We start from the raw sequence: 21635 nt of genomic DNA, 5'->3' as shown, positions 1-21635 counted from the left end.
CGTCATGACAGCCACCATTCTTGTAACGGGCGCAACCGGCAAGCTCGGCAAACGTGTCGTCAGCCGTCTTTTGCAGAGAGAGGCGAAGGTTCGGGTGCTGACCCGCAGGAGCGAGGATGCGCTCAAGCTCTGGGGCAACAGGGTTGAGATTGCGGAGGGAAATTTCTCCGACCCGGCCAGCCTGAAGGAGGCCTCGCGCGGTATCGAGACCGTCTTTCTGCTTTCCCCCATCGGTGAAACGCTGGCGGCGGACCAGAATGCGGTCATCGATGCCGCCCTCTCAGCCGGTGCGTCGCGGATCGTGAAAATCTCCGGCTCCGACTGGACCATTGAGAATGCCGGATATTCCATTTCGGGGGCGGCGCATGCTGAGGTGGAACGGCATCTGGCCGCAAGCGGTATCGCGCATACCGTGCTGCGGCCGAATGCGTGGATGCAGGTTGCGCTGGAACCCGTTGTCGCCGCGCTGCGCAAGGGAGAGGATGTGCCCGCCCGCTTTGGCGACGCGGCTGTCTCCTTCATCGATGCGGACGATATTGCCGATGTCGCGGTTCATGCGCTCACCACAAGCGCACCTGTTTCCGGCACCCTGGTGCTGACCGGTGGTGAAGCCCTGTCGGCGCTGGAAATTGCTCGTATCGCGGCGCGCATCCAGCATCGGCCCGTGGGAATTTCGGACAATACCGCCCCGGCCTTTCCGCCGCATATCGGTGCGTTTGAACAGAAGGCGATCGGCGAGTTTGGCCAACTCATCCGCAAAGGTCTTGCGGCGTCCGTCAACAATACCGTCCAGCAGATTACCGGCCGGTTGCCCCGCAGCGTGGAGGACTATCTGCGTGTGCGGCTGGCAACCACCCCGCAGGATCATTCCGAGGGAGAAAAGACATGGCGTTGACTGTTCCGCTGCCTGAAGGTTCCGAGCTGAAAGGTCTCGACCTGAAAAGCCCGGCCGATTTCGAAGACAGCCCGCTCAGCCGGGCGGTGAAGCAGCCGCTGATGCTGGGCCTGTTCCTCAATCTGCAGGACATCAATTTCTCCAGTCTGCCGACCAGCAACAGCTGGACCTTCGATTATAATGTCGAACTGGTGAAGCGCGCGGAAGAGTTTGGTTTCGAAATCGCCTTCAGCCGCACGCAATGGCTGCCCAGGGGCGGTTATGACGGCGAATCCTCGCTCGACAGCTTCATCGCGCTTGGCGCCATGGCGGCAGTCACGAAGAACATTCTGCTGATCTCCACCATCCATGTGCTTTATGGGCCTCTGCATCCGCTGCATCTCGCCAAATATGGCGCGACGCTGGATCATATCGCCAAGGGGCGCTGGGGCATCAATATCGTCACCGGCCACCGCGCCATCGAGCATGAAATGTTCGGCTGGCAGCGTATCGACCACGACAAGCGTTACGATATGGCCGGCGAATTGTTCGATGTGCTGCATCGCCTGTGGGGGGAGACTGAGAACTTTTCCTATGAGGGAAAACTCAATCCCTGGGCGATCAACAATGGCTGGATCACGCCGAAGCCCGCTTTCGGACGCCCGCCGCTGGTGACCGCGACAGGTTCGCCCGCCGGCATCGATTTCGCCGCCCGTCATTCCGATCTGGTTTTCGTCACTTCGCCCGGCGGTGCGCATATAGACAGCGCGCTGGAAACGCTTCCCGATCATGTTGCGACTATCAAGAACCGCGCAAAGGCTTATGGCCGGCAGGTAAAGACGATCATCAACCCGATCATCGTTAGCCGCGATACGGAGAAGGAGGCGATCGCCTATGCGGATGCCATTGAGGCTGGAAAACCGCAGCCCGGCACCCGAGCCTTCGCCACCAATAATTACGACAGCGACGCCCATGCCTGGCGCGGCCGCGGCGATGCGCGCCATAAGCAGGGGCGCAATCTTGGCGGCAATATCGAAATCATCGGTTCGCCGGAGCAGGTGGTCGAGCAGCTTGTCGGTCTGAAAAAGGCAGGGATCGATGGGGTTCAGCTGAATTTCTACGATTTCCGCGAGGACCTCGACTATTTCGCCGAGCGCATTCTGCCCCTGATGAAGGAGGCGGGCCTGAGGCTCTGACGCCTCTCCCGCTGCATTTTCCAGCCACGAAACCCACACTTCGCAATCGCCTGATTGCGGAAACGATATTTTTTGCCCTGAGGAGATACCGTGAATATCGCCGTCGATCCCGTCAAAACGCCTGCACCTAAAATCCTGGACCGGATCGGGACCTATGTTCCCGAACTCGTCTCCATCCGCCACGATCTGCACCAGCATCCGGAAATCGGTTTCGAGGAGGTCCGCACCTCCGGCATTGTTGCCGAAAAGCTCGCCTCCTGGGGCATCGAGGTGCATCGCGGTTATGGCAAGACCGGTGTGGTCGGCGTGCTGCGTGGTAGCCATGCGGGCAACCGCTCCATTGGGCTGCGGGCGGATATGGATGCCCTGCCGATGCCGGAGGAGACCGGGCTGCCCTACGCGTCGGTCTATCCCGGCAAGTTTCATGGCTGTGGGCATGATGTGCACACCACCATCCTGCTCGGCACCGCCCGTTATCTGGCGGAAACCCGCGATTTCGCCGGCACGGTGGTGTTCATTTTCCAGCCGGCCGAGGAAGGTCTCGGCGGGGCGCGCGCCATGATCGCCGACGGGCTGTTCAAGGACTTCCCCGTCGATGAGATTTACGGGCTGCACAATTCCTCCCATGCCGCGCCCAATCATCTCAAGGTTTCGCCCGGCACCATTCTGGCGGGTGCGGATTTCTTCGATATCCGCCTCAAGGGCAGGGGGGCACACGCCGCTCACCCCGATGTTTCGCGTGACCCGGTGCCGGCGACGGGTGAACTCATTCAGGCACTGCAAACCATCGTCAGCCGCAATGTGTCGCCAACCGATCCTGCCGTCCTGTCGATCACCCGCATCGAGGCGGGATCGGCCTATAACGTCATTCCCGAAACGTCAGCGATTGCAGGCACGGTGCGGGCCTTCTCCGACAGCGTGCGCGAAACCATAAGAGAGCGCATCCGCACGATTTCCGATCACATTGCCGCGGCGCACGGCCTCACCGCCGAGGTGGATATTCGCGACATATTCTCGGTTCTCACCAATGACGATGCATCTGTGGAGATCGTCGCCGGCGTGGCGCGTGAGGTTCTGGGAGACGAGCGCGTTTCCACCGAGCCCGGCCGCTTCATGGGCAGCGAGGATTTTGCCGATCTCCTGAAACACGCGCCCGGCGCGTTTTTCACCCTCGGCCATTCCGGCACCGTGCCCGCCCATAATCCCGGTTTCATCGTCGACGACGCCATTCTGCCCGTCGGCGCCACTCTGTTTGCCCGGCTGGTGGAAACCCGGCTGAAACCTGCGTGAACATTTAAAAACAAGCCTGCAAGAGGAAACATCCATGGATATTACAAGACGTAAGACATTGCTTTTGAGTGCAGCGCTAACCGGGGCCATGCTGTTGCCCTCCCTGCCGGCTCTGGCGGCCGAAACGCCGAAAAAGGGCGGCATCGTCACCCTTGCAGGCCTTGGCGAGCCGACGACGCTGGTGCCGCTTTCCGATTCCAATACGCGCACCCGCGCCATTTCCACGAAAATCCTCGAAGGGCTGGTGCGGTTCGACAGCGAATTCAAACCGCACCCGGTTCTGGCCGAAAGCTGGGAAACATCGGCCGACGGGCTGCGCCACACTTTCAGGCTGCGCAAGGGCGTCAAATGGCATGATGGCAAGGATTTCACATCGCAGGACGTCAAATTTTCCCTGCTGGCCTTCAAGAAGGTCGGTCCACGCGGGCGCATCACCTTCGCCAATGTTGCCGATATCGAAACGCCCGATCCGCTGACGGCCGTGGTGGTGCTTTCCAAGCCCGCGCCCTATCTCCTGCGGGCGCTGACCGGTGGCGAAACGCCCATTCTGCCGGCCCATGCCTATGCTTCGGAAAATTACAATGAAAGCCCGAATGGGAACGCGCCAGTCGGCACCGGCCCCTTCGTCTTCGAGGAATGGAAGCGCGGCAGCTATGTGAAGCTGAAGAAGAACCCGAACTACTGGCAGGCCGATCTTCCCTATCTTGACGGTTTCGTGGCCCGTTTCGTCGCGGATTCGGCTTCCACCACCATTTCCGTGGAAACCGGCGAGGCGGATTATACCGCCGATGTGTCCTATAGCGATCTGGAGCGTCTGCGGCAAAATCCAAAGCTTGCGGTGGAGGTTTATACCGACTCCTATCTCAACAATGCCGCTGTGTTCGAATTCAATCTCGAAAATCCGATCCTTGCCAAAAAGGAAGTCCGGCACGCGCTGGCACATGCCATTGATCGCAATTTCATCAACGACGCCATTTTCTTCGGGACGGCGAAACCCGCCGGTTCGAACATTCCGGCCGTCTTCACCGCCTATAATGACGAGAAGCCTTTCACCTATCCCTTCGATCTCGCCAAAGCGAATGAGCTGCTGGACAAAGCGGGCTATCCGAAGGGTGCGGATGGCACCCGTTTTTCGCTGCGGCTGGCCTTTCTACCTTCCGACGTCTTCCGTAAAACCTCCGAATATCTCCGCTCGTCCTTCGGCAAACTCGGCGTGAAGGTGGATATTGTCGAGGGCGATCTCGCCACCTTCATCAAGCGGGTCTATACGGAGCGCGGTTTTGACCTGACGGTGAACGGCATCAGCCGGTTGTTCGATCCGACGGCAGGCGTGCAGCGCCTCTATTGGTCCGACGGGATCAAGAAACCCGCGCCCTATGTCAACGCGGCCCACTACAATAATCCAAAGGTGGATGATCTTTTCCGTGCCGCCGCGATTGAAGTGGATGAGACGAAACGGGCGGAGCAGTTCCACGACATCCAGAAAATCACCGGCGACGATCTGCCGAATTTCTCGATCGTTGCTTTGCCGACCGTCATTCTGCGCAATACCAGCCTGAAATCGCTCGTGACGACCATCGACATTGCTTATGGCGATCTGGCGACGGCCTGGAAAGGCGAGTGAGCGTTTGTCAAAAGGGGTATCCAAGCTCCGTCACCCCGGACTGGATCCGGGGTCCAGCGCGATCAAGTCCTTGATCGCGAGAGACTCCTCTCACGGCGCAGACGCGCCGTGGCTGGATGCCGGGTCAAGCCCGCCATGACGCAGGAGGGGTCTGAGATCATCACCATTAACCCGGCAATTCTGCCGGGTTTTTTATTGCCGAAATCCGCCTTCCATCCTTTTTTGCACCTTCGCGCCGCACGCCCGTTTCACGGAAAAACTTTGCGCATGAAACAGGTCGGGCGAAACAGCGATGCCATCTGCGAAAATTTCGAAAAAATAAGTTTCATCAATAATTTAGCGCAAAGGAATTCTTCGTTTCAAAGCAAGAATTGCTTTCTGGACCCGCACTCTGGCCACCGGCACTGTGAGCTGGAAATCTCACCCTCGCATGATGGATGCCATGGCCAAGGATACGCTTTTTTTGATCGCCCCCGGTTTTGAAGACCCCAAGCACCCCGGTGTCCGCTTCGTCTGCCCGCATTGTAACCAGATCGAAGGCCTGCTTGCCGCCTTTCCTGACCTTGCCGCAGGGATCGATATCCGCCGTGTCGGTTTCCAGCGCCCGCGTGAGGCTGTCATCGCCGCCGTGGGTGAGGAAAACCAGTCGCTGCCGCTGTTCATCTTCGCGGGAGATGCGCCCAGCGATGCTACGGCCAAGGGCGAGACGCATTTCATTCAGGACACCAAACGCATTTTGCAAATCCTCGCCGAGCGCCACGGGTTCCCGCAGCTGCACTGAGTTGCCGCGCCCGCATATCGGATTTTTTCGGAGACAGACATGACCATTTCCAGACGCCAGTTTCACAAAATTGCACTCGCCGCTGGCGCTTTCGTCGCCCTTCCGGGTGGTTCCTTTGCCGCTGCCGAAGAGCCGGTTTCGGGCGGGACGCTGAAGATCGTTTATTTTCCCGAGCCGACCCAGCTCGTGGCGATCAACACCAGTGCGGGCGGTCCGCAGTTTATCGGCTCGAAGATTTACGATGGGCTTTTGACCTATGATTACGAGCTTTCGCCCAAGCCGAGCCTCGCCAGGGAATGGAGCGTTTCGGCCGATGGGCTGGAATATGTCTTCCACCTGCAGCCGAAGGCGAAGTTTCACGATGGCAAACCGGTGACATCAGCAGATGTGGAGTTTTCCATTCTGCGGCTGAAGGAGGCCCATCCGCGCGGTCGCGCTACTTTCTCGCATGTTGAAAGTGTCGATGCGTCCGATCCGCTGGTCGCGAGAGTGAAGCTTTCCAAGCCGGCGCCGGGCCTGATCACCGCGCTCGCCTCGTCGGAATCGCCCATCGTGCCGAAGCACATCTTCGAGACCTTCAAGCCGACCGATAATCCAAAATCCGCCCAGATCATCGGCAGCGGCCCCTTTGTGCTCAAGGAATGGGTGCCGGGCAGTCATATTCTTCTGGAGAAGAATGCGGACTACTGGGATGCGCCGCGCCCCTATCTCGACCGCGTCATCATCCGCCTCATCAACGATGCGGGCGCCCGCGCGGCGGCGCTGGAAACCGGGGAAGGGGACATCGGCCCCAACCCGGTGGCACTTGCCGATCTGGAGCGGCTGAAATCCATTCCCACATTGAAGGTGGATGACCGCATCTATGCCTATGCCGGCCAGCAGAACCAGCTGGTGATCAACCTTGAGAATGAATATCTCAAGGAATTGAAGGTCAGGCAGGCCATCGCCCATGCCATCGATGTTCCGGCGCTCATCGATACCGTGCTTTATGGCTACGCCGTGCCATCGCCGACGCCGATCAGCCCCGGCCTTGCGAAGTTCCACAATCCCGATATCGGGTTTGCCAAGTTCGATGTCGCACAGGCTGAAAAGCTGCTGGATGAGGCCGGTTTCCCGCGCAAGGATGGCGGCAAGCGCTTCAAGCTTCGGGTTACCACCAATCCCTTCAACCCGCAGACCTATTCGGATTTCATTGCGCAGGCGCTGTCGAAGATCGGCATTGAGGCGGATATCCAGAAGTTCGATTTCGGCACCTATGTGAAGGTGGTCTATACCGACCGCGCCTGGGATCTTTCGGTGGAATCCCTCTCCAACACCTTCGATCCGACAGCGGGCGTGCAGCGCGTCTACTGGAGCAAGAATTTCAAGATCGGCCTGCCATTTTCCAATGCAAGCCACTACGCCAATCCTGAAGTGGACCGGCTACTGGAAGCAGCGGCGGTGGAGCCGGATATCGAAAAACGCGCTGCCTTCTTCAAGGAATTTCAGGCCGTTATCGCAAAAGATCTTCCCGTCATTAATCTTGTTTCTCCCATCCAGCCGGTCGTCGGCAGCGTGCGCATCAAGGATTATGCGACCGGGGCGGAGGGGCTCAGCGGCAATCTCGCCAAAGCCTGGGTGACGAAGGAGGCGTGAGAGCCTCCCAACCCTTCGGTTCAGAGCGAATAAGAGGTCATTTCCATGAGCAGAAAATCCGAGAAGCTGGTTCTCAATGCCTTCATCTATCCGGGCGGACATCACGAGGCGGCTTGGCGGCATCCGGACTCCGAGCCGCATCGCGTCACCGATATAAAGCTCTATCAGGATATCGCCCGCAAGGCCGAGGCGGCGAAGCTCGATGCCATCTTTTTTGCCGATGCGCCGGTGCTGGACGCCAATATCCGCTACGCCGCCCGCCACCGGCTGGAGCCGATCACCATGCTGGCGGCCCTCGCCGCCGTCACGGAAAAGATCGGCTTCATCGCCACGGCCTCCACCACCTATTACGAGCCGTATAATCTCGCGCGGCTGTTCGCGTCGGTCGATCATATCAGCGGCGGCCGGGTGGGCTGGAACATCGTCACGACTTCGGCGGATGCGGCTGCCGGCAACTTCAATCTCCAGAAGCATCCGCCGCATGCCGATCGTTACCGTCAGGCCATCGAGTTCGTCGATGTGGTGACGAAGCTCTGGGACAGCTGGGAAGATGACGCCATTGTTGCGGATAAGGAAAGCGGCCTTTTCGCCGATACCGACCGCATCCATCCGGCCAATCACGATGGCGAATTTTATCGGGTGCGGGGCGCGCTGAACGTGCCGCGTTCACCGCAGGGCCGGCCGGTCTATGTGCAGGCCGGCTCCTCGGAGGAAGGGCGCGGTTTCGCCGCCCATTATGCCGAGGCAATCTTTACCGCGCATCAGACTCTGGAGAGTGCGCGGTCTTTTTATTCGGACATCAAGCGGCGCGTCGCGGCCACGGGGCGCAATCCCGCCCATGTGAAAATCCTGCCGGGCATCAGCCCGTTCATCGCGTCAACCGAAGAGGAGGCGCGCAAACTCGAGGCCTCCTTCAACGATCTCATCCAGCCGGCCTTTTCGCTCGGGCAATTGCAGCGCATCACCGGCATCGATCTCTCATCGGCCGATCTCGACCAGCCGCTGCCGCACGAAGCCGTGGAGGCGACGCGGGCTCAAGCGGATAGCAGCCGCCATCAGCTGGTTCTCGATGTCATCGACAGGGAAAATCCGACGATCCGGCAATTGCTGCACCGGCTTGCTGGCGGACGTGGCCACAAGGTGATTTCCGGAACGCCGGAGCAGGTGGCGGACTGGATAGAGACCTGGTTCCGTGAGGGTGCGGCCGATGGCTTCAATATCATGCCGCCATGGCTGAACGGCGGGTTCGATAACTTCGTCGACGGGGTTGTGCCGATCCTCAAACAGCGTGGGCTGTTCCGCGAGGATTACGAGGGCGACACGCTGCGAGACCATTATGGCCTGCCACGGCCGGAAAATATCTACGCGGCCAGAGAGTTGCAAAGGGAACGCGCCTGAGGTGGGACGGGCGTGTTCAGGCGGCGGCCTCGAGAGAGCGCATATCCTCGCGCAACAGGGCGAGTAGAGATGCGACCTCCGGCAGCCGCCGCCTGTCAGGACTGGTCAGCAGGTGATAACGGCTGGCGGTCGGTTGCGGTGCGCCAAAGGGAGCGATCAGCCGGCCGTTTTTCAGCTCTTCCGAAATCAGCGAATGGCGCACGAGGCCGATGCCGTGGCCGGATGAGATTGCCTCTATCAGCGCCGTCTGGCGTGAAAAACGCGGGCCGGTCACAGAGAGCCTGAGCGGAATGCGGCAGGCGCGAAGCCAGTTCGCCCATTCGAAGGCCGGGTCCAGGCCATTGCCGCGCAACATCGCAAAACCGAGATCCCGCAAGCGATCCGGTTCGTCTGTAAGCCCGTGGCGAGTAGCGAATTTCGGGGTGCAGACGGCGCTGACGGTATCGGCGAAAAGCGGCTCATGAATGAAACCCGGAATCTGCGCATGGGTGGCGACGATGGCGCAATCGGCATCGAAATGGGTGAGGTCGATGGTTTCGCTTTCAAGGGATTCGATGGAAAGCTCCACGTCTCCGAGCGCCGGAACGATACTGCCCAGCCGCGGCGCCAGCCAGCGGGCGGCAAAACAGCCTTCGGCCAGAACTTTCAGCTGCGGCCGGGCGTTCGAAACCATCAGGTCGGAAAGACTGCCGATCATGGTCTCGAAAGCATCGGCAAGGCCGGGATAAAGCGCGCTGCCGGCATCTGTCAGCAGCAATTCACCGCGCTGGCGGCTGAATAGCGGCTGGCCGAGGTGGGTTTCGAGAATTCGCACCTGCTGACCGATGGCGGCGGTGGAGACATGCAGCTCCTCCGCCGCCCGCGAAAAGCTCGCATGGCGGGCGGCGACGACAAAGGCGCGCAAGGCGGTCAGCGGTGGTAGCCGGGAAAGTGTCGGCAGGCGAAAAGCCGCCCGGCTCCCGGCGGGAGCGATAAACTCCGTTCTCATTGCTGTTCCTCCTTTGCCGCGCATTCTCGGTATGGTCAGAATACCCGGCCTTCCCTGAGATGCGTCGTTGTGCCGTTGAGATAATAATCACCGATCACCCGCGCCTTGTGGGCGAGCGGATTGTGATTGTAGACCGTGCGGATATTGCGCCAGTGGCGGTCGAAATTCCGCTCGCTCGATGTCGCCGAGCCGCCGCCGAGTTCATAGAGATTGGTGGCGACCGTCAGCGACAGCTGCGAGGCGATGATCTGGGTGCGGGCTGTGGCGAGCGAACCTTCCAGCAGGGCTGCCTCTATCGCCTCTTCGTCCCCGGTGGCGAAAGCGGCGGCGGTGCGGTCGAGCGTTCTCGCCGCTTCGCGGATCAGCGTCTTCACCGCGAAAGCACCGGCGCTGATTTCGCCGAGAATCTTCTGCACGAATGGGTCCTGATTGGCGGTTTCGGCGCTGCTGTGAAGCGTGGTGCGCGCCTGGCGCAGAACATATTCCACGCCGTCCTTCAGCGCGCCCTGAACGGCGCCGGCGGCCGAGGCGGCCAGGTGTAGCTGCCGCATGGCCGAGCTGTGGCGGCCGATCTGGCTGCCGAGCTTGCGCGTCGTCAGCTCATGCGGCAGCACCTCGACATTTTCTAGCAGAACACCGCCGCTTGCCGTCATGCGCTGGCCCATGCTGTCCCAGTCGTCAAGAATGGTGATGCCGGCGCGGTCAAGCGGAATGAGCACGCCGATCGGCTGCTCGTCATCGCCAATGGCGCTGAAGGTGCCGAAATCGGCAAACGCCGTACCTGTCGCATACCATTTGCGGCCATTCAGCCGGTAACGGTCACCATCCGCACTCAGCCGCGTGGTGATTTCGCCGGGGCGCTTGGTGCCCTGTTCGGTGCTGGCGCCCGCAAAGAGCTTGCCGGCAAGCACATGCTCGAGATGCCGCCGGTCCTCCAGCTCGATGGGTGCGAGAGCGAGGTTTTCGGTGAAGTTGAAATGGCTGCGCAGCGCGTGCGGAATATTGCTGTCGGCTTCGCCGAGGATCATCAGCACTTCGATATAGTCGGTAATCGAACCGCCCGGTCCGCCCTTGGCTTCGGGAACGCGCAACGTGCCGATCTTCGCTTCCTTGATGAGGGCGAAGATATCGAAAGGAAGTTCCCGCTGGCGTTCGCGGCGGGCGGCATCCTTGGCCGCGATGGCCGCAATGTCCTTTGCCCGGGCCAGAATCTCGTCACGGCTCGGTACGCCGGAATTGTCGGTGGTGGTTGTCTGCAGTTTCGGATTGGACATTGCGGTTTTCCCTGAGCGGATGTGAGGGCTTGCGGCACGGGCGCGCCGCAGGCATGGTCTTCTGGACGATCAGGCGACCGCGCGCGGCTTGAGCGCCGGGCGGTGTGCGGGTTCGAGATTGCGCGGCACGCGGCCTTCGACGGGATGGCTCGGATCGTTGAAACCGGGTGTCGAGGGATGGCCGGTGGTAACGAGGCTGTCGACCAGCGCTTCATCTTCCGCATCGATCTTCACATCGAGCGCGCGGATATATCCGTCCCAGTGCTCTTCGGTGCGCGGGCCGGTGATGGCGGCGGTGACGAACTTGTTGTTCAGCACCCAGGCAAGCGCGAAATCCGCCGCCGAAACACCCTTCGAAGCGGCATGGGCTGCGACCTTCTGGGCGATTTCGACAGATTCCGGACGCCATTCCGTTTCCAGAACACGCTTGTCGCCACGGCCGACGCGGGTATCGGCGCCCGGCTGTTCGCCCGGCTGGTATTTGCCGGTCAGTACGCCGCGTGCGAGCGGCGAATAGGAGACCACGCCAAGGCCATAATGATTGGCCGCAGGCAACTGCTCGGCCTCGGCCGTGCGGTTGACGATGTTGTAGAGAGGCTGGCTGGCAACGGGCCGGTCGATGCCGAGCTGGTCGGCCAGATGCGAAATTTCGGCGATACGCCAGCCACGGAAGTTCGACACGCCGAAATAACGCAGCTTGCCGGCGCGGATGAGATCGGCGATGGCGCGCACCGGCTCTTCCAGCGGCGCATCGAAGACGGCGCGGTGGAAATAGAGGATGTCGATATAGTCGGTGTTGAGGCGACGCAGCGAATTTTCGACGGTCTCGATCACCCATTTGCGCGAATGGCCGCCGAGGTTCGGACCCTTGGTGTGGGAATTGACGAATTTCGTCGCCAGAACCCAGTGATCGCGACTGGCCTTGATGCCACGGCCGACGACTTCTTCCGACTTGCCGTCGTGATAGACATCGGCCGTGTCGATGAAATTGATGCCCTGCTCGCGCGCCTTGTCGATGATGCGGAAGGCCACGTCATCCGGCGTCGGGCCTCCGAACATCATCGTGCCGAGGCTCAGCGGTGAAACTTTCAGCGCGCTGCGTCCGAGATAGCGATAGTCGACCATTATGGTTGCTCCTTCAGTTTATTGGGCATGGTGGCAGGCCACGGCGTGGTTCTTGCCGAAAAGGGTGTAATCCGGCGCTTTTTCGCGACAGAGATCGGTGGCGAGCGGGCAGCGGGTGTGAAACCGGCAGCCGGATGGCGGATTATGCGGGCTCGGCAGGTCGCCGGAAATCGGTGCTGCCTGCTTGCGGCGGGCGGGATCGGGAACGGCAGCGAGAAGGGCGCGCGTATAGGGGTGTTTCGGGGAAGCCCAGAGTTCCGATGTCGGCGCGCTTTCCACGATCTTGCCGAGATACATGACGAGTACGCGGTCGGAGAAATAACGCACCACGGACAGATCGTGGGAAACGAAGAGATAGGAGAGCGAAAGCCGCTTCTTCATCTCCACCAGAAGATTGAGGATTTGCGCCTGTATCGAAAGATCGAGCGCCGAAACCGGCTCGTCGCAGACCACCAGTTCCGGTTCCAGAACCAGCGCGCGGGCAATGCCGATGCGCTGGCGCTGACCGCCGGAAAATTCATGCGGATAACGGTCGAGCGAATCCGCGGGCAGGCCCACCTGCGCGACGATGGCCTCGACGATCTCCCGCTGGCGCGCCCGGTCGCCGATGCCATGCACTTTCAGCGGCCCGGTCAGGATGGTACGCACCGTCTGGCGCGGGTTGAGCGAGGCGAAGGGGTCCTGAAAGATCATCTGGATGCGACGGCGGATGCCGCGCAGTTCAGATGAAGTCATTGCCGTGACATCGGCACCCTTGAAGGTGATCTTGCCCGAAGACGGCTCGACCAGCCGCATCAGCGATTTGCCGAGCGAGGATTTGCCGCAACCGGATTCACCCACCAGCGCCACGGTCTCGCCCGCCTCGATATCGAGGGAAACGTCATCGACAGCGCGCACGGTGCCGCGTCCGCCCGCATAATGGGTGGAAAGACTATGCACTGACAAGAGCGCCATCGGGTACCTCGTGGGATATGGGAGCAACGAAGGGGCAGGCGGCGTAACGGCCTTGCGAGATTTGCCGCAGCGGCGGTACGAACTGCCCGCAGAAGCCGCGGGCGCTCGGACAGCGTGGCCGGAAGGCGCAGCCGCGTTCCCCCGTGGCGGAAACGATGGAGCCCGGAATCTCGATGAGCGGCCCATCGCGATAATGCTGCCCGTCTTCCGCACGCGGAGAGGCGGCGAGCAGGCCGCGCGTATAGGGATGGTAGGGGTTGGAGAAAACCGGCTCCGGCAATCCCTCTTCCACCTTGCGGCCGGCATACATCACCATCACCCGGTCCGCCCATTGCGCCACGATGCCAAGATCGTGGGTGATGAGGATGACGGCCATGTTGAGATCGCGGCGCAGATTGTCGAGCAGCTGCAGGATTTGCGCCTGTATCGTCACGTCGAGCGCGGTCGTCGCCTCGTCGGCGATCAGCAGTTTCGGATTGCAGGCGACGCCGATGGCGATCATCACGCGCTGGCGCATGCCGCCGGAAAGCTGGTGCGGATAATCGTCCATCCGGCGGCGGGCGTCTGGAATATTGACCAGTTCCAGAAGCTCGATGGCGCGTTTGCGCGCCTGATGCCGGTCGATCTTCTCATGGATGCGCAGCACCTCGATGATCTGTTCGCCGACCGTCAGCACGGGGTTGAGCGAGGTCATCGGCTCCTGAAAGATCATGCCGATATCCCGGCCGCGAATGCCGCGCCATTGCCGCTCGGAAAGCGGCAGCAGGTCACGACCCTCAAGCAACACCCGCCCGCCGGTCTTGGCGTGGGAGGGCAGGAGGCCGATCAGGCCGAGCGCGGTCAGGGATTTGCCGGAGCCGCTTTCGCCGACGATGGCCAGCATTTCGCCGGGGCTGACATCGAAACTGACGCCTTTGACCGGCTGGGCGGAGCCGAAGCTGACGGAGAGATCATGGACTTCGATCAGTTTGCTCATCGGCGTTCCTCCGAAAAACGGGGATTGAGCGCATCGTTGAGGCCGTCGCTGATGAGGTTCAGCGAAATGACGGTGAAGACGATGGCAAGGCCGGGAAGGGCTGTCAGATACCAGGCGGTGCGGATGACATCGCGGCCGGAACCGATCATCGAACCCCAGGACACACGGTTTGGGTCGCCAAGGCCCATGAAGGAGAGTGCCGCCTCCATGAGGATCGCACCCGCCACCATGACGGAGGAGGTGACGATGATCGGCGGCAGGGCATTGGGCAGGATTTCCTGAAAGACGATGCGCGCATGGCCGTAACCGAGGCTGCGGGCGGCGAGCACATAGTCCTTCTCGCGGATGGCGCGGAATTCGGCGCGGGTAAGTCGTGCAACGAGCGGCCAGGTGATGATGCCGATGGCCGATGTGACCGTGGTGACCGACGGCTGGGCGATGGCGACGAGCACCACCAGCAGCACGAAATTCGGCAGGGTCTGGAAGATTTCGATCAGCTTGACGAGGATATCGTCAATGACGCCGCCGAAATAACCGGCGAAGGCGCCGACCGCGATGCCGATCGTCAGGCCGATCAGCGTCGCCACGACACCGACAGTGAGCGAGATGCGCGCGCCGTGCACGATGCCTGCCAGAACATCCCGGCCCATGGAATCTGTGCCGAGCGGATAGGCGGCATTCTGGCCGGGCCACAGGAACGGGCGGGCCACCATTTCCAGGGGATCACCGGGATAGATCAAGGGGGCGATCAGCGCGGTGACGATGACGGTTGCGAGAAACAGCAGCCCGACGATGGCATTGGGATTGGTAAGGAAGATTTTCAGTTCCCGCCGCAGTCCACGCCGGGGCACGGAAACGGAGCGAGCCGAAAGCGCATCCGGCGCATGGATATAGGGCCAGGCTTTTTCTTCCGGTTTCTTCGGTTTGGGATTGTTGTCTTCGGCGCCGAGGTCGGCCGTGTCGAGGACAGCGGTGGTCTGGGAGGAATTCATCGGCTTTCTCCGATGCGAGGGTCAAGCCATGCCTGCAACAGGTCCACGGCTGCATTGACGATGATGACGACGAGGGAGGAGAGAAGCAGAATGCCGAGCAGCACGCTGAAATCCCGCGCCATGACGGCTTCGAAAGCGAGACGGCCAAGGCCCGGCCAGCTGAAGACCGTTTCGACCACGACAGCGCCGCCGAGCAGGCCGCCGATATGCATGCCGGCCATAGTGGTGATTGGGATGAGCGCATTGCGCAGGATATGGCGCGTCGTGAGCCGGAGCGGAGAGACGCCCTTGGCGCGCGCCGTGCGCACATAGTCCTGGGATTTCACTTCCAGCATCGCCGCGCGGGTAAGGCGGGCATAGATCGCCAGAAAATAAAGCGCCAGCGAAAGTGCAGGGAGAACGATATAACGCAGCCGGCCAGCAGGGCGTCGAAGCCGGTTAGGCTGCTGCCGATGGTGCTGTCGCCGCCCGAGGGAAGCCAGCCGAGCTTCACTGAGAACGTCAGGATAAGCATCAGGCCGATCCAGAAACCCGGCACGGAATAAAAGATCAGCGAGCCGATGGAAATGATCCGGTCCGGCAGCTTGCCGGAAAAAAGCGCCATGATCGAGCCGAGAAACACGCCGACGAAAATCGCAATGCCAAGTGCGGCGCCCATCAGGGCGAGTGTACCGGGCAGACGCTGGCCGATGAGGTCTGCCACCGGCATGCCGTAACGCGGCGAAAAGCCGAGGCTGAATTGCGCAAGATTGCCGAGATAATTCATCAGCTGATGCAGAACCGGCAGATCGAGCCCGAAGCGGTTGCGGATTTCAGCCATGGTTTCGACGGTCGCCGAACCCGCTTCCGCGGCCAGCACATCGGCGGCATCGCCGGGCGCCAGTTGCAGCAGGAAAAAGTTCAGGATGACGATACCGAGGACCGTCGGGACGGCCTGAATGGCCACCCTTTTTGCCTGCGATAAAATCCGTTTCGAATTCGACATCGGCTCCGGTCCGTAAGCGTGGAAATATGAAATCGGCCCCTGAAGGCGTTGGTATTAGTTGACTAATTTTATGGAATTTGTCAAAGAGTAATAGAATTATTTTCTGAAATTTACGGAAATAAGCGCCATAAAGAAAAGATAATTCCTGTTTATGAGAATGATTGGTTCTTCATGCCAAGCTCGCTCTCGTCTGCGGAACAAACTTCTTCCTAAACGCGGCCGTTCAGTTTGCCGGTTTTTTGTCGGTTCAATCAAGGAGAGGGTATCGCATGACTATTTTCAACCAGACGACGCGGCGTGGATTTCTGCTGGCGTCCGTGGCGCTTGGCGTGGTGTCGTTGCCGGGGCTGAAGCTCAACGCGGCGGAGCCGGCAAGCGGTGGCACGGCCACCCTGCTCATCTCATCGGAGCCGCCGGTGCTGACGACGATCGCACACACAGCCTATAATTCCGTCTATATATCACCCAAGGTCACCGAAGGGTTGTTGACCTATGATTTTGACCTCAATCCCAAGCCGCTGCTGGCCAAATCATGGAATGTGAGCGCGGATGGTCTGCGTTACACCTTCAATCTGAGGCCCGGCGTGAAGTGGCATGACGGCAAGCCCTTCACATCCGCTGACGTGGCGTTCTCCATCAATACCATCAAGGAAGTGCATCCGCGCGGCCGCAATACATTCCTGAACCTCACTGCTGTCGAGACGCCGGACGAGCTGACGGCGGTTCTGGTTCTCTCCAAACCTGCGCCCTATCTGATCACGGCGCTTGCCGCCGCCGAAACGCCCATCGTGCCGAAACATCTTTATGAGGGTACGAAAGTGACTGAAAATCCGGTCAATCTCGCACCCATCGGCACCGGTCCGTTCAAGTTCAAGGAGTGGGTGCGCGGCAGCCATATCGTTTTCGAGCGCAATGCCGATTATTGGGATGCGCCGCGCCCCTATCTCGACAAGCTCATCGTCCGCTTCATTCCTGACGCCTCGGCCCGGGCGATTGCCATCGAAACCGGCGAGATCGATCTCGCGCCCAGCACGCCGGTCGCCTATAGCGATCTCGACCGGCTGAAGGAACTGCCGAGCCTCGGCTTCGAGACCAACGGCTATCAATATACCAATTCGATCAGCCGCGTGGAATTCAACCTCGAAAAGGACGTGTTCAAGGATGTCCGCGTCCGCCGCGCCTTCGCGCATGTGATTGACCGCAACGTCATCTTCAACACGGTCAATTTCGGTTATGGCGCAACGATTACCGGGCCGATCAACCCGAAGCTGACGAAATGGTTCGTGGACGATCTGAAGACCTATCCGATCGATCTGAAGGCGGCGGAAGCGCTGCTGGATGAGGCCGGATACAAGCGCGGTGCGGATGGCATCCGTTTCAAGCTCAATCTGGACTATGTGCCGAGCACCGAGGCCTATCCGCGCGGTGCGGACTATATTCGTCAGGCGCTGGCGAAGGTCGGCGTGGATGTGACGGTGCGGACACAGGATTTCGCCACCTATACCAAGCGCATCTACACGGATCGGGATTTCGACTTTGCCTATGAGGGCATGAGCAATCTCTTCGACCCGACCGTCGGCGTGCAGCGGCTCTACTGGTCGAAGAACTTCAAGAAGGGCGTGCCCTTCTCCAACGGCGCCGCCTATAGCAATCCGAAGGTGGATGCGCTGCTGGAGGCCGCAGCCATCGAGATCGATCCGGACAAGCGCGTCGCGCAATGGAAGGAAATCCAGCAGATCCTGGTCGAGGATGTTCCGGCCATCGACATCGTCGCAGCGCCGGAGATCACCATCTTCAACAAGCGCATTGCCGATCACACCATCGGCGCGGAAGGCGTGGCGGGAAGCCTCGCCTTTGCGCATATTGCCGCATCCTGATCGTCTCGCCAGCCCCGGCCCCCTTTGCGGCGGGCCGGGACCTTTCCCTTTCATCGAGGCCAAAGCCATGAGCACGACACTTTCTGAAATCTGGTACACACGCTGCCCGGTGCCCACCCCGGTGGGGCTGGCGGCACAGCTCGGTTATCTAAGCGAGACCTTCGAGGAGGTCGGCATAGCGTTGAAATCCATCATCGATTCGCCTGACCGTTCGGTTCGCCAGAGCCATTTCAACCACACGCTGGAATGGTCCTTCCGCCATGGCGGCAATGTGCCGCCCATTCGAGCCCGTTCGGAGGGGCGCAATACGCGTCTCATCGGGGTGACGTGGACGGATGAGTTTCAGGCCATCATCACCCTGCCGGAGACCGGTATCCGCTCTGCTGCCGATCTCGTCGGCCGCCGCTTCGGTGTGCCGCGCAGGCCGGAAGGCATCGTCGATTTCATGCGCGCGACGGCGCTGAAGGGCATCGTTTCGGCGCTTTCGCTGGAAGGGCTGAAGGTTGAGGATGTCGAACTCAAGGACATCGTCATCAAGGATTCGGTGCTGGCCTCGCAGGAAGGGCCGTCGCTGTTCGGCCTGAAGCGTCGGCAATCCTTCGGTGAGGAGATCATCGCGCTGTTGCGGGGTGAGGTCGATGCGATTTTCGTCAAGGGAACGGCTGGCATTGCCGCCGCGAACCTGATCGGTGCGGTGCAGGTGGCGGAGTTCGGTTTTCACCCCGATCCGAAAATACGCATCAATTCCGGTTCGCCACGGGTGCTGACGGTTGATGGACGGCTTGCCGATGAGCGTCCGGATCTGGTGCAGCGGCTGGTTGGCGCCATCGCCCGGGCCTCGCTATGGGCGGAACAGCACCTGGAAGAGACGCGCCGTTTCATCGCACGCGAGGCCGGCGCGACGGAGGAACAGGTTCTGGCCGCCAATGGAGCTGAGGTTCACCGCCATCTCGGTCTCGGCCTCGATACCGATCTTGTCGGCGCCGTCGGCCACTACAAGGACTTCCTGCATCAGTGGGGCTTCCTTGAAAACGACTTCGATCTTGGCGATTGGATCGACGACCGTTTCGTCACGGCAAATGAAAGGGCGGTGGCATGAGCGTTGCACTTTCCGCCGTTGCGACCGCACCGGCGCAGCGGCCAGATCCCGTCGCCGTTGCAACCGCGCTGGCCGGGGATTTCAGCCTGACCGCTGCGGACCACGATAAAAGCGGCGAATTCGCCGCCGGTAATTTCGGGGCGCTTTTCAAGTCCGGCCTGCTGGGTCTCGTCACGGCTGAAAAGGATGGCGGCTGGGGCGAGGGCATGGAAACGGCGCATGCCGTCATTACGGCTATTGCCAGGGGCGATCCATCGACCGCCCTCATCCTTGCCATGCATTACAGCGTTCATGCCGCGATCCGGCGCGGCAAGTGGCCGGCAGCACTTGCTGCAAAGGTACTGGCCGCCAATAGCAGGGAACTGGCGCTCCTGAACAATGCGCAGGCGGAGCCGGGTGTCGGTTCGCCGGCCCATGGCGGCCTGCCGGAAACGACGGCGCGGATCGAGGGCGATTTTTGGGTGGTCAATGGCCGCAAGAGCTTCGTCACCGGCCTGCCGGGCCTGAAATGGGCGATCGTGCTTGCAGTGACTACGGAAGAGACGCCGCGCCTCATCCAGCTTCTGGTCCCTCTCGATGCGGCTGGCATCGCCCAGGAAAAAGCATGGGAGGCGACCGGCATGTACGCCACAGCCAGCCATGATCTGGTGCTGGAAGACGTGAAGGTGCCGCTTGCCGATATCGTCGCCGAGCAGCCGGCGGATGAGCCGCTGCGGCGCGATGAAGCGGACGGGTATAATTTCTTCGTGCTGCTGGCTTCCGTCTATCACGGTGTCGCGCTTTCGGCGCGGGACGATCTGTTGCGCCATCTGAATGGCCATGTTCCGGCAAGTCTTGGCGCACCGCTGTCCTCCATCCCCCGCATTCAGGAAGGTCTCGGCCAGATCGAAGTGCTGCTGGCGGCGAACCGACGCCTCCTTCTCTCCGTCGCGCGCGATGTCGATGCGGGGGAGAGGGTGGGAACCGATGCACTGGCCGTTCGCCATGTGGTCATCGACAATGCGGTGGCGGTGACGGATCTGGCGCTGGAGCTTGGCGGCAATCGCGGCCTGCGCCGGGACTACGACCTTGAGCGCCATCACCGCGATGCCATAACGGCAAGGGCGCATGCGCCGCAGAGCCATATGATCCGAACGATTCTCGGCCGTCAGCGCATCAAGGCGGCGGGCGGTTGACCGATGAAGCAAAAGGGCGGCCTTGTCCGAGGCGGGCCGCCCATCTTCAAGCCACGCCCATCAATCCCGCAGCAGCGGCAGCAAGCTGTCGCCCTGCCGTTCGATTTCCTTGAGATAGGGCGTGTCGGAAAGCACAAAATGGCTGATGCCCAGCGCGCGGTATTTGCGCAGTGACGCGGCGACATCTTCCGCCGAACCGACAAGCCATGTGGTTCCGGCCCCGCCGCCGCCGAATTTGCCCGGCGCGGTATAGAGATTGTCGTCCAGTACGTCGCTCTGACGGTGCAAATCCAGCAGGCGGCGCTGGCCGACCGCCACGGCCTGAAGATGGTCGTTCCAGCGTACGCCATTGTTTGCGGCCATCTCGGCAACTTTCGCTTCCGCATCGCGCCATGCCTCGGCCGTGGTTTCTCGCACCAGCGTGGTGATCCGCAGGCCGAATTGCAGCGGCGGCAGATCGCGGCCGAGCTTTTCGCTGAAGTTTCTCAGCCGCTCGATCCTTTCACGCACGCCGGCGAGCGGTTCTCCCCAGAAAAGCTGCACGTCGGCCTCGGTTGCGGCAACCTGCTCGGCTGCTTCGGAAGCGCCGCCGAAATAGAGTTTGGGATGCGGCCGGCCTTCGCGCACGGCGATGCGCGGCGAAACGGTGGAGTTCGTCACCCGGAAATGATCGCCATTAAAAGTGACGTTCTCCTCGGTCCAGAGCCGCCGCACCAGCCGCATGAATTCTTTCGTGCGGGCATAACGCTGCGCCTGATCGCCTTCTTCATCGCCATAGGCGGCAAGCTCATCCCTGCCGGAAACGATGTTGATCCGAACTCGACCGCCGGAAAGCTGGTCGAGCGTGGCGGCGGCGGATGCGAGGTTGGCAGGCTTCCAGTAGCCGGGACGAATAGCGATCAGCGGCTCGAATGTGGTGGTGCGGGCCGCAAGCGCCGCCGCCACCGTAAATGTATCCGGACGTCCCCAGCCGGTGCCGATCAGCGCGCCTTTCCAGCCATGGGTTTCAAGCGCCCTGGCATGGCTCGTCAATGTATCGAGACTGTTGTGGTCTTCGCTGACGGCGTCGCCCCGGTGGCCGGGTTTGACGTCGTTGGGAATGTACCAGAGAAATTCGCTTGTGCTGCTCACATTATCCGCCTGAATTTTCGTTTTATGGTGCGGTGGAATGGTCCAGTTGACGTTTGGCCTTCACCGCTTGTGGCTCCCGGGAGGCGCAAGCCTCCGCAGGTGCGAGAATGGCAAAGCGGCGGCGGCCCGGCGAAGCAGCGACGTTTCTTTTGTCATGCGGTGGAGGAAAAGCTTTCCGTCTGGAAAGCCTATATTGCACATATTTTCTATATAAAAAATTTGAGGAAATGATTCCCTTTGGACGAAATTATTTCTGTCATG

The 21635-nt window shown here is 60.9% G+C and carries 17 protein-coding genes and 1 pseudogene; 10 read left to right on the top strand and 8 right to left on the bottom strand.

All coding sequences use genetic code 11. The annotated features are described in order from the left end of the window. Positions 1-4: 4 nt before the first annotated feature. The 7 genes from L904_RS24120 to L904_RS24090 all read left to right on the top strand — a co-directional run bounded on the left by L904_RS24120 (position 5) and on the right by L904_RS24090 (position 8798). Positions 5-895 carry an NmrA family NAD(P)-binding protein gene (locus tag L904_RS24120; RefSeq protein WP_020813132.1) on the top strand — a complete coding sequence of 297 codons (891 nt, stop codon included), beginning with the start codon at positions 5-7 and terminating at the stop codon, positions 893-895. Continuing rightward, on the top strand, positions 886-2070 hold the full coding sequence (locus L904_RS24115) for an LLM class flavin-dependent oxidoreductase (protein ID WP_020813133.1): 1185 nt from the start codon (positions 886-888) through the stop codon (positions 2068-2070). The genes L904_RS24120 and L904_RS24115 overlap by 10 nt, the downstream gene beginning before the upstream one ends. Before the next feature lie 90 nt (positions 2071-2160). Then, complete coding sequence (locus L904_RS24110) at positions 2161-3360, top strand: M20 aminoacylase family protein (protein WP_020813134.1); 1200 nt, start codon at positions 2161-2163, stop codon at positions 3358-3360. A gap of 34 nt (positions 3361-3394) precedes the next feature. Next, positions 3395-4984 carry an ABC transporter substrate-binding protein gene (locus tag L904_RS24105; protein WP_020813135.1) on the top strand — a complete coding sequence of 530 codons (1590 nt, stop codon included), beginning with the start codon at positions 3395-3397 and terminating at the stop codon, positions 4982-4984. A gap of 430 nt (positions 4985-5414) precedes the next feature. Then, positions 5415-5765, top strand: a complete 351-nt coding sequence (locus L904_RS24100; RefSeq protein WP_031234500.1) for a DUF3088 domain-containing protein — start codon at positions 5415-5417, stop codon at positions 5763-5765. 39 nt (positions 5766-5804) lie between these two features. Continuing rightward, positions 5805-7400, top strand: coding sequence for an ABC transporter substrate-binding protein (locus tag L904_RS24095; protein ID WP_020813137.1), 1596 nt, complete (start codon positions 5805-5807; stop codon positions 7398-7400). A gap of 45 nt (positions 7401-7445) precedes the next feature. Continuing rightward, complete coding sequence (locus L904_RS24090; protein ID WP_020813138.1) at positions 7446-8798, top strand: LLM class flavin-dependent oxidoreductase; 1353 nt, start codon at positions 7446-7448, stop codon at positions 8796-8798. A 16-nt stretch (positions 8799-8814) separates the two neighbouring features. Here L904_RS24090 and L904_RS24085 read toward each other — a convergent pair whose 3' ends face one another. The 7 genes and pseudogenes from L904_RS24085 to L904_RS24055 all read right to left on the bottom strand — a co-directional run bounded on the left by L904_RS24085 (position 8815) and on the right by L904_RS24055 (position 16092). Further along, positions 8815-9786: a LysR substrate-binding domain-containing protein gene (locus L904_RS24085; RefSeq protein WP_020813139.1), complete on the bottom strand. Its 972-nt coding sequence runs from the start codon at positions 9784-9786 to the stop codon at positions 8815-8817. Positions 9787-9821: 35 nt separating this feature from the next. After that, positions 9822-11060 (bottom strand): acyl-CoA dehydrogenase family protein, encoded by a 1239-nt coding sequence (locus L904_RS24080; RefSeq protein ID WP_020813140.1) that lies wholly within the window; start codon positions 11058-11060, stop codon positions 9822-9824. A gap of 69 nt (positions 11061-11129) precedes the next feature. Beyond that, entirely contained in the window at positions 11130-12185 is a 1056-nt protein-coding gene (locus L904_RS24075) for an aldo/keto reductase (protein ID WP_003524705.1), read from the bottom strand. A gap of 18 nt (positions 12186-12203) precedes the next feature. Next, on the bottom strand, positions 12204-13139 hold the full coding sequence (locus L904_RS24070; protein ID WP_035262254.1) for an ABC transporter ATP-binding protein: 936 nt from the start codon (positions 13137-13139) through the stop codon (positions 12204-12206). After that, the gene (locus tag L904_RS24065) at positions 13117-14115 is read right to left on the bottom strand and encodes an ABC transporter ATP-binding protein (protein WP_020808894.1); all 999 of its coding nucleotides are present in this window, start codon (positions 14113-14115) and stop codon (positions 13117-13119) included. The genes L904_RS24070 and L904_RS24065 overlap by 23 nt, the downstream gene beginning before the upstream one ends. Continuing rightward, positions 14112-15107 carry an ABC transporter permease gene (locus L904_RS24060; RefSeq protein WP_020808893.1) on the bottom strand — a complete coding sequence of 332 codons (996 nt, stop codon included), beginning with the start codon at positions 15105-15107 and terminating at the stop codon, positions 14112-14114. The genes L904_RS24065 and L904_RS24060 overlap by 4 nt, the downstream gene beginning before the upstream one ends. After that, positions 15104-16092, bottom strand: a pseudogene (locus L904_RS24055) (ABC transporter permease). Before L904_RS24055 ends, L904_RS24060 begins: the two are co-directional and overlap by 4 nt. A gap of 269 nt (positions 16093-16361) precedes the next feature. Here L904_RS24055 and L904_RS24050 point away from each other — a divergent pair. From L904_RS24050 to L904_RS24040, 3 genes are all read left to right on the top strand, one after another. Beyond that, complete coding sequence (locus L904_RS24050) at positions 16362-17969, top strand: ABC transporter substrate-binding protein (RefSeq protein WP_020808891.1); 1608 nt, start codon at positions 16362-16364, stop codon at positions 17967-17969. Between the two features lie 67 nt (positions 17970-18036). Beyond that, positions 18037-19068 (top strand): ABC transporter substrate-binding protein, encoded by a 1032-nt coding sequence (locus L904_RS24045; RefSeq protein ID WP_020808890.1) that lies wholly within the window; start codon positions 18037-18039, stop codon positions 19066-19068. Then, complete coding sequence (locus L904_RS24040; protein WP_020808889.1) at positions 19065-20243, top strand: acyl-CoA dehydrogenase family protein; 1179 nt, start codon at positions 19065-19067, stop codon at positions 20241-20243. The genes L904_RS24045 and L904_RS24040 overlap by 4 nt, the downstream gene beginning before the upstream one ends. Before the next feature lie 60 nt (positions 20244-20303). On the opposite strand, the gene L904_RS24035 is transcribed toward L904_RS24040, so the two are convergent. Then, positions 20304-21374 carry an LLM class flavin-dependent oxidoreductase gene (locus L904_RS24035; protein WP_020808888.1) on the bottom strand — a complete coding sequence of 357 codons (1071 nt, stop codon included), beginning with the start codon at positions 21372-21374 and terminating at the stop codon, positions 20304-20306. Between the last annotated feature and the right edge of the window lie 261 nt (positions 21375-21635).

It is taken from the genome of Agrobacterium sp. LY4 (assembly GCF_001526585.1).
Lineage (GTDB): Bacteria > Pseudomonadota > Alphaproteobacteria > Rhizobiales > Rhizobiaceae > Agrobacterium > Agrobacterium leguminum.
The sequence above is the reverse complement of the archived record's forward strand: the minus strand, read 5'-3'. Positions and strand labels throughout refer to the sequence as shown.